Source organism: Shewanella sp. SM23 (assembly GCF_025654295.1).
GTDB classification, from domain to species: Bacteria; Pseudomonadota; Gammaproteobacteria; order Enterobacterales; family Shewanellaceae; genus Shewanella; species Shewanella oncorhynchi.
The window spans coordinates 39,915-52,524 of the sequence record NZ_JAKKRM010000007.1 but is presented as its reverse complement, the minus strand read 5'-3'; the positions used below and the strand labels follow the sequence as shown (position 1 = coordinate 52,524).

General features: G+C 45.1%; 14 protein-coding genes. 7 read left to right on the top strand and 7 right to left on the bottom strand.

Annotated elements, in window-relative coordinates; all coding sequences use genetic code 11:
• Both L5L98_RS10760 and L5L98_RS10755 read left to right on the top strand, forming a co-directional pair.
• Positions 1 to 855 (top strand): GTPase domain-containing protein, encoded by an 855-nt coding sequence (locus L5L98_RS10760; protein ID WP_263140654.1) that lies wholly within the window; start codon positions 1 to 3, stop codon positions 853 to 855.
• A complete protein-coding gene (locus tag L5L98_RS10755) occupies positions 856 to 1,305 on the top strand; it encodes a hypothetical protein (RefSeq protein WP_263140653.1) in 450 nt (149 codons plus the stop codon).
• Between the two features lie 216 nt (positions 1,306 to 1,521).
• Here L5L98_RS10755 and L5L98_RS10750 read toward each other — a convergent pair whose 3' ends face one another.
• Both L5L98_RS10750 and L5L98_RS10745 read right to left on the bottom strand, forming a co-directional pair.
• Positions 1,522 to 2,751 (bottom strand): tyrosine-type recombinase/integrase, encoded by a 1,230-nt coding sequence (locus L5L98_RS10750; RefSeq protein WP_263140651.1) that lies wholly within the window; start codon positions 2,749 to 2,751, stop codon positions 1,522 to 1,524.
• A gap of 210 nt (positions 2,752 to 2,961) precedes the next feature.
• Positions 2,962 to 3,825, bottom strand: coding sequence for a YicC/YloC family endoribonuclease (locus tag L5L98_RS10745; RefSeq protein ID WP_006086670.1), 864 nt, complete (start codon positions 3,823 to 3,825; stop codon positions 2,962 to 2,964).
• A gap of 211 nt (positions 3,826 to 4,036) precedes the next feature.
• On the opposite strand from L5L98_RS10745, the gene rph reads away from it, so the two are divergent.
• Positions 4,037 to 4,750: a ribonuclease PH gene (rph, locus tag L5L98_RS10740; protein ID WP_006079862.1), complete on the top strand. Its 714-nt coding sequence runs from the start codon at positions 4,037 to 4,039 to the stop codon at positions 4,748 to 4,750.
• A 176-nt stretch (positions 4,751 to 4,926) separates the two neighbouring features.
• Positions 4,927 to 5,568: an orotate phosphoribosyltransferase gene (gene pyrE / locus L5L98_RS10735; RefSeq protein WP_006079863.1), complete on the top strand. Its 642-nt coding sequence runs from the start codon at positions 4,927 to 4,929 to the stop codon at positions 5,566 to 5,568.
• 224 nt (positions 5,569 to 5,792) lie between these two features.
• Here the strand turns inward: pyrE and folE are convergent, their stop codons facing one another.
• The 5 genes from folE to coaBC form a co-directional block, all read right to left on the bottom strand.
• On the bottom strand, positions 5,793 to 6,443 hold the full coding sequence (gene folE, locus L5L98_RS10730; protein WP_006079864.1) for a GTP cyclohydrolase I FolE: 651 nt from the start codon (positions 6,441 to 6,443) through the stop codon (positions 5,793 to 5,795).
• A 270-nt stretch (positions 6,444 to 6,713) separates the two neighbouring features.
• Positions 6,714 to 8,702 carry an alpha/beta hydrolase family protein gene (locus L5L98_RS10725; protein WP_263140641.1) on the bottom strand — a complete coding sequence of 663 codons (1,989 nt, stop codon included), beginning with the start codon at positions 8,700 to 8,702 and terminating at the stop codon, positions 6,714 to 6,716.
• A gap of 135 nt (positions 8,703 to 8,837) precedes the next feature.
• Positions 8,838 to 9,431: a nucleoid occlusion factor SlmA gene (gene slmA, locus L5L98_RS10720; protein ID WP_113941097.1), complete on the bottom strand. Its 594-nt coding sequence runs from the start codon at positions 9,429 to 9,431 to the stop codon at positions 8,838 to 8,840.
• Positions 9,432 to 9,465: 34 nt separating this feature from the next.
• Positions 9,466 to 9,924, bottom strand: a complete 459-nt coding sequence (dut, locus tag L5L98_RS10715; protein ID WP_105251173.1) for a dUTP diphosphatase — start codon at positions 9,922 to 9,924, stop codon at positions 9,466 to 9,468.
• Entirely contained in the window at positions 9,921 to 11,141 is a 1,221-nt protein-coding gene (gene coaBC / locus L5L98_RS10710; protein ID WP_263140903.1) for a bifunctional phosphopantothenoylcysteine decarboxylase/phosphopantothenate--cysteine ligase CoaBC, read from the bottom strand. The genes dut and coaBC overlap by 4 nt, the downstream gene beginning before the upstream one ends.
• Before the next feature lie 122 nt (positions 11,142 to 11,263).
• Between coaBC and radC the strand changes: the two genes are divergently transcribed.
• The 3 genes from radC (at position 11,264) to rpmG (ending at position 12,479) form a co-directional block, all read left to right on the top strand.
• The gene (gene radC, locus L5L98_RS10705; protein ID WP_105251175.1) at positions 11,264 to 11,941 is read left to right on the top strand and encodes a RadC family protein; all 678 of its coding nucleotides are present in this window, start codon (positions 11,264 to 11,266) and stop codon (positions 11,939 to 11,941) included.
• 121 nt (positions 11,942 to 12,062) lie between these two features.
• Positions 12,063 to 12,299 (top strand): 50S ribosomal protein L28, encoded by a 237-nt coding sequence (rpmB, locus tag L5L98_RS10700; protein WP_006079870.1) that lies wholly within the window; start codon positions 12,063 to 12,065, stop codon positions 12,297 to 12,299.
• Between the two features lie 6 nt (positions 12,300 to 12,305).
• Positions 12,306 to 12,479 (top strand): 50S ribosomal protein L33, encoded by a 174-nt coding sequence (gene rpmG, locus L5L98_RS10695; RefSeq protein ID WP_006079871.1) that lies wholly within the window; start codon positions 12,306 to 12,308, stop codon positions 12,477 to 12,479.
• Positions 12,480 to 12,610: the final 131 nt, after the last annotated feature.

The following is a 12,610-nucleotide window of genomic DNA, read 5'->3' as shown; positions in this document are numbered from 1 at the left end:
ATGATGAGTGAAAATGAATCATGGACTGATTTGGTGCCAACCGTAGCAAAACCGATAGTTTACGCTTATAAGTACAGACGGTTTATCCAAGAGTATTGGAAAAAAGCTCAAATAAAAGTAGGTTTAGGAAAGCCGAGTGTAATAGTTACAGGTAGAGCTGGTGTTGGAAAAAGTGTTCTTGCCTCCCATTACCATGGTGAGGCCAACACGCAAGACTGGAATGAGTCCGGTACTAGCCAAGATGTAGAAATAAAGCCAATCACAATAGGTGATTGGACAAAAATTGTAGCTGTAATTCCGGGGCAAAGTAGTCAGGAACGAGCTAGAGCACTCGATGAAGCTTTGAACAAAACAAATGAATTAGATGGGGTAATTCATGTTGTAGACTGGGGATTTACTTCTATTCGTGAAGCTGCTGTAAGAAAAGAGATGATTGAGAGCAGAAGAATCGATTCTATTTATAAAATAAGGGAGCACAACTTAGCTCTTGAGCTAAATGATTTTGAGTCAATGCTCGATAAACTGACGATGTCAATTTCTAATGGCAGAGGGCCTAAGTGGCTCGTAATAGCAGTGAATAAGGTTGATTTGTTTGAGAAAGATTTATTAATTGCTGAACGCTACTACAACCCCTTATGCACCAGCCCTTTTACAGATAAAATTAACTCATTCTTAAGAACTGTTGGCGCAAACAATATAAAAGTTGTCCACTTGCCAGTTTGTCCGATGCCAGAGCCTTTTGAGTGGAATGGAGAGGTTGTTGCACCTCAAATCGATAGTATAACTAAACAACGAAACTATCTTCGAGTTTTCATTGATAAGGTATCGTTGATACAAAATGGGATTAAATATTAAATGATGGACAATAGCAGTTCAACCGAATTAGAAAAACTCGTCAATATGGCTGAGGAAGTCTCCGGAACTGTAAATTCACTTCATGAGAAAATTGCGAATTTACGGATTATGTTTATGTTTTCTACTGTAGGTTTGTATACAGCAATAGGTTCAATTTATTTTATTTTCAAGATACCTGATTGGCTTGCAAATCTTCCAGTTGCTTTTTATATAAGCTTGATCATGCTAGCCGTTTTTCTGAGCCTTGGCTCCATTTTTTATATCTATAAGTATACTAGGAATATTCGAGTATATAGAAGAAGCCTAGATGCTGAAATACAGATTCTACATAGATTATTGGATATGGTTCATGAGTACAAAGATAATCTACATGAAAGAGAAATGAGCTATGTTGAGAGAGCTATATTGGATATGAAGCTACAAAGAATAAAATACTCCAGCAAGTGGTAGCACATAACAAATCATATCACTCGGATGCAGCAAAGCTGCACCGGTGTTTGAGGCGTTAATCCATAGAAATTTTTATCCGAAATTCTCCTGATAGTGCCGACGCCCTAATTCGGAAATGTGCCCAAATGACTTTGATGATGCTAGCTTCTACGAATAGATTTAACAACACCATCAAAACTGCCAGATCCTGTATAAGTCACTGCATATAAATAATTATCAATTTGCCTTTTTAGGAGTGTTGATAATATCCTTCAAATATTGCGACAATTTTTCTAACGCTTCCCTTCGCTCATCGAAATAATCATGCTGGTTATAAATCCCTTCAACGCCCTTCAGTTTGTGGTTGAGACAACGCTCTGCAACGTGTCCTGGTGTACCTTGTTTTGCAAGCAGGGTGCGGCACGTACGACGTAGATCGTGCACAGTGAAGTGGGGCATATCACCCATTAAGTTTGGGGGTTGTTTTTTCTTACCGGCTTCGTGGCCAAATAGTTTAGTGATTGCTCGGTTTAGCGTATCAGGGCCCATATGGGGATTTTTACTGGAGCGTCTGCTTGGAAAGACATAATCTGAGCCACATGCTCTAATTTTTAACTCATATAGCCATCCCATTACTATGGGAGGCAATGGAATCGCAATACCGACACCTGATTTGCTTCTGTCTTTGGACAGATTCCACACCTTCTCATCAAGATTAAACTCCTTCCAAGGCGCTTCAGCCAATTCAGACTTACGTACTCCCAATGTAATCAGTAGTGCACAGGCTAGGTAGTTGTCACGGCTAAAGCTGTCACTATTTTCCCTAGCGATTTTAAAAAACGTGGTGACTTCCTCTAGCGTTAAAGCGCGGTCTTTACTTTTTTCTAAGCCACCAGCATCTGATATAGAAAATGCACTGGCGGGATTTGCGCCAAGCAGATCCAGCTTTATGCCGTGATTAAAAAGCTGCTTGCAGTACATTAGGGCATCGTTAGCGATGGCGGGGCGGCCTGTCGCGGCGATAGCTTTAAGGATGTCTCTGATATCTCTAGCAGTAACAGTATCGATATTAAAGCTGCCTATATGCGGTGCTATATCCTTGCGATAGATACGTTCTGGAATATTGGCGTATTTAAGTCGATTGATGTTACCTAGGTGCCAATCAGCAAAAAGCTCATCAACAGTTTTGATTTGAGATTGCTCTGCACGTTTTTTGGCTATGAGTGGGTCGAGACCATCGCGAAACTGTTTCATTTTGATAGCAGCTTCTGCACGCGCATCCGCAAGAGACATATCACTGTATTTTGCTAAGGTCATTTCTTTGCGTTTGGATTGCGCCGTGTAACGGAGCATCCAATATGGAACGCCAAGTTTTGGGACAACAAAATACAAACCGGCTCCATCTGCATACCGGCCAGGTTCTCCTTTAGCCTTGGACTCAATCTCTTTTACTGTCAGGTTTCCCATAAATCCATTCCCCATCATGACCTTAAGGTTGCTTTTATGAAAGCCAATAATACCCACCGCTGACGATCGGGATTATTGTAGCATACCCACCAATATACCCACCATATTTTGGTGGGCAGTGGTGGGTATAGATGGATGTTAGTAGACGGTTGATATGCTAAAATTGATTAAAAACAATGGTTAATGATGATTGATGGATGGTTGTGGATATCATTCCACATTTTGGATCTGCTCACGCATTTGCTCGATTAAGACTTTAAGCTCCACTGCGGCTGAGGTGATTTCAGTGCTGATAGATTTAGAGGCGAGCGTGTTCGATTCGCGGTTAAATTCCTGCATCATAAAATCTAAACGGCGACCTTCGCTGCCGCCTTTTTTGAGGATGCGGCGCGCTTCGGCGACATGGGCTTCGAGTCTGTCCATTTCTTCGGCGACATCTTGTTTCTGCGCCAGAAGCACCATTTCTTGCTCGATACGGGCGGGGTCGAGTTCACCTTTGATTTCTGCAAGGCGGTTGGTGAGCTTTTCGCGTTGATACAGCATCACCGTTGGCATGTGCTCGCGTACGACGGCGATTTGCTCGCTGACTCCGTCTAAGCGGCTTAGCAGCATGTCTTTGATGGCTTCGCCTTCACGGCCACGGGCTTCGATGAATTGATCTATGGCTGAGTCGAAGGCTGTCATCAGATCGGCGCCGATCGCATCCATATCTTGTTCACCGCTCGCTAGCACGCCCGGCCAGCGCAGGATGTCGGTCAGATTGACATCGCCTTGTCCCGCTTCTTGCTTGAGCCAAGTGGCGGCGCCTAATAGCTGTTTTGCTAGCGCTTGATTCAACTGCAGCTCGTTATTGCTGTTGTCTGCCAATTCGTAGCGCAGATTGACTTCCACTTTGCCGCGGCTTAAACGTTTACGAAGGCGGTCGCGCAGTACGGGTTCGAAGCTGCGGAATTGCTCGGGTAAACGTAGGTAAGTTTCGAGATAACGTTGATTGACTGAGCGAATTTCCCAGGAGGCAGTGCCCCATTGTGCTTTGTGCTCGATGCGAGCGTAGGCTGTCATGCTTTGGATCATGGGTTGTCCTAATGGTGTAATCGTCATAATGAGAGGCGATTATAGAGTCAATGGCTTTAGGATTAAAGGCATACCGCCAATAGCGACCGGGATTAGGCGTTTGAGTGTGATGAGTTTGCCAGAGAATCACCCTAAGCATGGCATCCTAAGGCTCAAGCCCTTATAATATGCAGCCAAAATCGGTCAATGACTCAGAATACAGGAATCTCGCATGCGTCCAAGTAACAGAACGCCAGCACAAACTCGTCCCATCACTATCACTCGCCAGTTTACGGCCCATGCCGAAGGTTCTGTGTTAGTGGAATTTGGCGAAACGAAAGTGCTTTGTACCGCCAGTTTTACTGAAGGTGTGCCACGTTTCCTTAAAGGTCAGGGTCAAGGCTGGGTAACGGCTGAATACGGCATGTTGCCACGTTCAACCCATAGCCGTATGGATCGTGAAGCCGCTCGCGGTAAGCAATCTGGTCGTACGCAAGAAATTCAACGTCTTATCGGCCGTGCTCTACGCGCCTGTGTGGATATGAAAGCCCTAGGCGAAAACACTATCGTGATCGACTGTGATGTGATCCAAGCTGACGGTGGCACACGCACTGCCTCTATCACTGGCGCCTGTGTGGCCTTAGTGGATGCGTTGAACTGGGCGCGTGGTAAAGGCATCATTAAATCTAACCCGCTGAAATTCCTTATCGCTGCTGTCAGCGTAGGTATTTACAAGGGTGAAGCGATAAGCGATCTAGAATATATCGAAGACAGCGCCGCTGAAACTGACATGAACGTTGTGATGACAGAAACGGGCAAGATCATCGAAATTCAAGGCACCGCCGAAGGCGAGCCATTCAGCCACGAAGAATTACTCGAACTGTTGGCATTGGCGAAGAACAGTATTCGTGAAATCGTCGATGTGCAGAAAGCCGCACTGAACTAATATTGTGGTGATGAAAAAGCCCCGTCATGTTATAGAGTGCGGGGCTTTTTATTAACTGCAACTTTTTATTTGCAGCAAGATGCTAGTGTTAGACAAGCCCTGTACCGAATTAAATGTTACCCAATAAAACATTACCTAATAAAAACCAATAAAATACAAAGTCGTAAGGAGATATTGTGAAAGCCTATCAACGTGAGTTTATTGAATTTGCCTTAGAACGTCAGGTGTTGCGATTTGGCGAATTTACCCTTAAATCGGGTCGTATCAGTCCTTATTTCTTCAATGCGGGTTTGTTCAATACTGGCCGAGATCTAGCGCGTTTAGGCCGTTTCTATGCCGCTGCATTAGTGGATTCAGGCATTGATTACGATTTGCTGTTTGGCCCAGCTTACAAAGGTATTCCGATTGCGACCACTACGGCGGTTGCCCTGTGTGAACACCACGATATCGATATCCCTTACTGCTTTAACCGCAAAGAGAAAAAAGATCACGGCGAAGGTGGCAGCTTAGTCGGAAGCGAGCTGAAAGGCCGCGTTATGTTGGTAGACGACGTGATCACTGCCGGTACTGCGATTCGTGAGTCGATGGAAATCATCGAAGCCCATAAAGCACAATTAGCCGGTGTGTTGATTGCTTTAGACAGACAAGAGAAAGGCAAGGGCGAGTTATCGGCTATACAAGAGGTTGAGCGTGATTTTGGCTGCGGAATTGTTGCGATCATTAAACTTGCCGACCTCATTAGCTATTTATCAGAAAAGCCTGGAATGGAAGTGCAACTTGCCGCGGTGAGCCAGTACCGCGAACAATACGGTATTTGAGTCTAGCGTTTGGCCGCTGGTATTGATCAAGTGGGTATCACTAACTTTGTGAAATCAGTTAATCAGCCAGTAATGACCTTATCTAGACCGAGAAGGGTTTGATTGGGTTGGTATGAAAACAAAAAACGCTGCGATTCTATAGAAGGAATCGCAGCGTTTTTATTGAGCTGTATTGATTGCTATTGATTTAGGCACGTTTTAAATAGCGTTAAGTTTCAATACATTTATTTAGACTGGTGCAAAAACTCAGCGCGGGTCGCAGGGTTAGATTTGAAAATGCCGCCCAGTGCTGTGGTAGTGGTCGAACTGGTGGAGTCCATCACGCCACGGGATTTGACGCAGTAATGCACGGCATCCATTTTAACGGCAACGTCTTTGGTTTCGAGTAAGGTTTGTAGCGCGACTAACACTTGCTGAGTCAAACGCTCTTGTACTTGTGGACGTTGGGCGAAGAAACGTACTATACGGTTAATCTTTGATAAACCAATGATTTTTTTGCGTGGTAGATAAGCTATGGTGGCAGTGCCATCGATCGTCACTAAATGGTGTTCGCAGGTGCTGGTGAGGCTAATGTCTTGCACACGCACCATTTCATCGAAGCCCATCTTATTGTCGATCACAGTTATCTTAGGGAAGTTCGCATAATCTAAGCCGGAGAAGATTTCATCGACGTACATTTTAGCAATGCGGCGCGGCGTATCGGCAAGGCTATCGTCTGACAGATCCAATGACATTAATGTCAGGATTTCTTTCATATGATGTTCAATCTTGTCTTTACGTTCTTCACTGCTGTAAACGCTTGGGAGCATTGGGGTTTCAAGTCCACGTTCTAATAACGCGGCTTGTACTTTTACTGCTGCTTCACTTAATGCCATCTTATCCTCCACTACGTCGTAGCGGCTATAACAGAAAACCTATGCTGATCATCGTGTAGTACTAGGGCTGTTCAGCATCAGATACAAATTATTGTTATTCTCGCTAGGGCAAGAATAGGGGGAGGAGGATAGCGCGAATTGCAGACAATTCATACCGAAAAACGCACATAGGCCATATGAAAAAGCCGATAGTCCTTATCGGATATCGGCTTTAAATCAGCAACTGCCAATCTAGTTTAGACTGGCAGTGACGGCAAGTTTGAGTCAATTCTAAAGTTTCAGATTGGTTTTTAGGAAACTGAGCATTTGTTCATAGTATTTCGCTCTATGCTCATCGTTATAAAAACCGTGGCCTTCATTGTCCATCACCAGTTTTTGGTAAGGATAATGGTGAGCTTTTAGGCCTTTTTCGAGGGATTCGAGTTGTTCAATTGGCGCTCGATCATCTTCACCACCATGCACCAATAGTATGTTTGCTTTGAGTTTACCGACGTTTTCAGAAGGAGACATTGCTTTGAGTACCGCTTTATCTTGGCCAAGCACATCCTTGAGATAGCTAGTACCAGAACGGCTGTTAGCGACATCGCCTTCATTAAACATCAATTCAAGATCATATACGCCAGCTACACCTATGGCGCATTTAAACATATCTGGCGCAAGCACAGCGCTCTGCAAGGCGCTGTACCCACCAAAACTGCCGCCAACAATACAGATGCGTTCCTTATCGGCAAAACCTTGGTCAATAACGTACTGGGTTGCGTCGATAATGTCGTGCTGAATATCTGAGCCCCATTTTTGATAGCCTGCGCGTTCAAATTGATCGCCATATCCACCTGAGCCACGGAAGTTGACCTGTAGAACGGCTATGCCTTGGCTTGCTAGATATTGGTTTTGTGGGTCAAAGCCCCACCAGTCACGGATACCGTGTGGACCACCGTGTGGATTGACGACTAAGGGTAGGTTTTTAGCTTCTTTACCAAAGGGGAGCGTTAGATACCCATGGAGTTGTTTACCATCACGGCTGGTGAAACTGATGGGTTTAACATCAGCCATTTGCTCTGGGTCGAGCCATTTTTTAGCGGCGGCTAGATATTCAAGTTTTAGTGTTTTCGTATCAAATATGTAGTAATCGCCAGGGTTTCGATCGTTAAACGCAAGTACAACGAGTTTTTCTGCATCTCGGGTTTCGCTAACAATTCGTACTTGATGGCCGGGGAGAGCACCAAGCAGATCTTTTAGCAATTTAGCGTGCGAATCCTCATTATCGACAAAGGCATAACTCGGGTAACCATTTTCAAACTCGACGGCGTAAAGTTGTTTATTGGTGCCGTTAATCCAAAAGTTGCTAGGGTCAACGTTTTCATCCTGAATGATTTCAGTTTTATCGCCCGTTTCGAGATTAATTTTGTAAACCCCTAAGGTTTCACCTTGGGAGCGACCCGCGGCATAAATCGTATTTTTATCATCGGCAAAGGAGAGTGGTTTAAAATCAGCAAGACCTAGATTTAGTTTATCTGTATTTACCCAGTTACCATCTTTGCGGTAGAAGACTTTAGTGATGTTTTGTTTGTCTTCACCTGCAACGAAGCGAACCTCTCCATCATGGTCTGTCATAAAACGGGCTCTGCCGATAGGTGAGCCTGTGATGCGTTTACGTGTGCCATTGAACAAGTCTACGCGATAGACATCTTGTGATAGTTCAAAGTCAAGATTGATCCTATCATTCCATGGAATAGCATTGACTAACATGTAGCGTTCATCATCTGGCAGAGGATCGAGGATAAACGCGCTCGCACGCATAGGTGTGTTTTTCTTGATATTTGAACCTGTTTGTTGCTCGCCACTCTCGAAGCCGAATAGATACGCTTTTCGTGAACCATCGGCATTTACCGCCATCAATTCACCGTAGTAGATAGGTGTGTCTTGCCAGCCTTTTAGGTATTCTTTTGCCAGTACCAGTCGCTCACTATTGGCCCATTCATAGTCGCCGACTTGAGCATTACCGGGAAAACGTATCGCATTGAGGAGTTTTTTGGTTTGGGTATCTAAGACTAAGAGAACGTTTTTACCTTCGACACTTGTGATAGCGCTTAAATATTTACCAGTAGGTGATATTTTTACATCCGAGTACTCATCACCTTTGCTGAATAACTGTGCTTGCGATAACGCATTCGCGTTGGAGCTATTGGCTGCAAAGGTGGATATTGGAAGTATTGGTAAGCAAAGTGTCGCCAATGCGGCTAATCGGAAGAGTTTCATCTGACATCCTTGTAAAATCATTGTGTTTTTTGTTCTTAAAATGTTTTTCGAGGATAAAACAAAAGATGGGGCGAAACAAGGAAGGAATACCGAACATAAAGGACGATAGTTACCGTCCTTTATGTTGAAAAATCATTAGCTTTGTAAAAGTTGATGCTGGATAAAACGCCACTGTTCATCGAAGTGTGTCGTCGGTTTGAGTTTGAATTCACTTCGTACAAATTGGGCGATGCGGCCTTCGGCAAAGGCTAACAGTAAATTGGCTAATATGGCTTCGTCTAAGTTGAAGCCTTTACCTTCTCGCAGGGTTTTTTCCCGTAAAATTTGCTTTAACTGGGTTTCAATTTTGGCAAATAAGTTACCAATACGACTTCGCAGGCGTTCATTTTCACCGAGTAGAGCATCACCGTTGAGAACGCGGGAAATTCCTGGGTTACGCTCGGCAAAGATCAGCAGCAGTTGCAGTACCAACTGGCAGCGCTTCATGGTGTCTTTTTCGTCATCCATGATTAAATTGATGCGCGACAATAACGACTCTTCGATAAATTCGATTAAGCCTTCGAACATCCGCGCTTTACTCGGGAAGTGGCGATACAGGGCGGCTTCCGATACACCGACTTCTGAGGCCAGTTTCGCTGTGGTGATCCTTTGTCCTGGGTTGGTTTCTAGCATCTGCGCTAGACATTGCAGAATGTGTTCACGACGATTAATTTTTGGGCTTACAGCCATTGCAGTATCCTTGGCTCAATAACGACTTAGGGGATTATTTAGTGCCTGAATGGCCAAATCCGCCTTCACCACGGTCTGAGCTGTCGAACTCATCAACGAGTTTGAATTGTGCTTGTACCACAGGAACAAACACCAGTTGCGCGAGACGATCGCCCATTTCTAAGGTGAATGGACTGTCACCACGATTCCAACAAGATACCATTAAGGGGCCTTGGTAATCTGAATCTATGAGTCCGACTAGATTCCCCAGTACGATACCGTGTTTATGGCCAAGGCCTGAGCGCGGTAAAATCACCGCAGCAAGTCCTGGGTCGGCCACATGAATAGCAATCCCCGTGGGAATGAGCACTGTTTCACCCGGTGCTATGGTTAAAGCCGTGTCTATCATGGCGCGAAGATCCATGCCTGCACTGCCTGCGGTGGCGTAAGCGGGCAAAGGAAATTCTGAGCCGATACGGGAGTCGAGAATTTTTAATTCAATCGGTGTTTTCATGTATTTGTTTTTTCTTTCACTATCAACGAAAGTAATTGCCGTGCCAACGTGAGTTTGTCAGTAGCAGGCAAATCTTGACTGCCGTGCGGCCAGAAAACACGCAGGGCATTAGCATCGGCATTAAAGCCTAGGCCAGCAATGGAAACGTCGTTTGCGGCGATCATGTTCAAGTTTTTACGTTTGAGCTTATCGTGCGCATAGGCTTCTACATCATGGGTTTCGGCGGCAAATCCCACCACAAAAGGACGGTTAGGTAAGCTCGCAACCGTGGCTAAGATATCAGGATTCCTCACCAGCGCAAGTTGCATTTCTTCGGTCGATTTTTTGATCTTACAGGTAGCAATATCACTAATGCGGTAGTCTGCAACGGCGGCGCAGCCAATAAAAATATCTTTTTTATCAACGTTATCCATAACAGCATCGAGCATATTTTGCGCCGATTCAACATCAATCCGTGTCACGCCTTTTGGGGTGCTGAGATTTACTGGGCCTGAGACTAAGGTGACTGCTGCACCCATATCTGCCGCGGCTTTGGCGAGTGCAAAGCCCATTTTTCCAGAACTGTGATTTGAAATGTATCTGACGGGATCAATTGCTTCACGGGTTGGTCCGGCGGTAATCAGCACTGACTGGCCAGCCAGAGGCAGCGCAGAGACTTCTTTTGCTGCAAAAAAATCACTGGCTAGCTCGGCAATTTCTAGCGGTTCGAGCATGCGTCCAGGACCCACTTCACCACAGGCCTGACTGCCACTGGCGGGTCCCCAAAGGGTAAAACCACGTGATGCTAGGCTAGTTAAATTCGCCTGCGTAGCCAGATTGCGGTACATCTGCTGATTCATTGCTGGACACAGGGCAATTGGCGCCTCAGTGGCAAGACATGTGGTGGTGATTAGCTCATCGGCCATGCCTGCATTAATCCGCGCCAATAGGTTTGCGGTTGCAGGGGCTATGATGACGAGATCTGCCCAACGAGCGAGTTCTATATGACCCATGGCTGCTTCTGCTGCGGGGTCGAGCAAGCTAGATGCCACTGGATGTCCAGACAACGCTTGCAGCGTCAGAGGCGTGATAAATTCCATCGCACTTTGGCTCATCACCACGCGCACATCAAAACCTCGCTCCTTCAAGCGACGTACTAAATCAGCACTTTTATAGGCCGCAATACCGCCGCCAATGCCCAGCAGGACGTTTTTATTTGTCAGACTCACAGACATCATCCGAGATAGAAATAATGCTGGCAACAATATCACAAAGCGGTGAATTTTAGTGACTATCCCAGTTCAAAAAATCTCGTCCATACTCAGTAAAGTGAAAATATGTGAGATGACAGGGAGGTCACATGGGGATTAAAGATTGGCCTGAGGGCGAAGGTCCCAGAGATAAACTGTTACAAAAAGGAGCTGCGCATCTCTCGGATGCTGAATTACTAGCAGTATTGCTGCGTAACGGTTTAGCCGGATTAAACGCGGTTGACCTTGCTAGGTCGCTTATTAGCGAGTTTGGCGGTCTCAGAAATCTGCTCTGTGCCCCAAGAAATCAGGTGTGTCGACTTCCGGGCGTAGGACCTGTAAAATACGCCCAGCTTCAAGCTGCGGCCGAATTAGCGCGGCGTGTAGCGCAGGAAAATCTGCAAAGAGGTCAGGTTTTGACAAATCCCGATTTAACTCGGGACTATTTAATGCGACAATTGGCCGATCGCTCCTATGAAGTGTTCGCAGTTTTACTGCTGGATAGCCAGCATAGAGTGATTCAATTTGTCGAATTATTCCGCGGCACAATAGACTCAGCCTCAGTATATCCACGTGAAGTGGTGAGCTTAGTGCTGGAGAAAAAGGCCGCAGCAGTTATAGTTTGTCATAATCATCCGTCTGGTATTGCCGAGCCCAGTCAGGCTGACCGACGAATAACTGAGCGATTAAAAAATGCGTTAGCAACCATAGACGTATCCTTATTGGACCATATGGTTGTAGGTGATCGAGAGATAGTTTCTTTTGCAGAACGAGGCTGGATTAATTAATCTAACACTTGATCTTCACTCTGTGATCGTGTATAAAATGCGCCCTCTTTGTGCCTCGGGCGACGGCCATACGAGGCACATTAATGCTCGAGCGTTAAAATTGTTTTTGGAGAAGATTGACATGTCAAGAGTATGCCAAGTTACTGGCAAGAAGCCGATGGTTGGTAACAACCGTTCGCATGCAAAAAACGCGACCCGTCGTCGTTTTTTACCTAACCTACAAAACCACCGTTTTTGGTTAGAAGAAGAAAAGCGTTTCGTACAGTTACGTGTATCTACTAAAGGTATCCGTCTGATCGACAAAAAAGGTATCGAAGTTGTTGTTGCTGAACTTCGTGCCCGTGGCGAGAAGGTATAATAGATCATGGCTAAAGCTAAAGGTAATCGTGAGAAGATCAAATTAGTTTCTACAGCTAAGACTGGTCACTTCTACACAACTGAAAAAAACAAGCGTAACATGCCTGAAAAAATGGAAATCAAAAAATTTGATCCAGTTATTCGTCAGCACGTTATCTACAAAGAAGCCAAAATCAAGTAATCCTTGGTTAGTGTTTCGAGAAAAGCCCCTTATTTAAGGGGCTTTTTTTTGCGCTTTTTTTAGTGGCTAGTCATCAAGTTGAGATAATTGCCTCGCAAACTGATGCCGCTGAATCATCCCCTGTGAAGTTA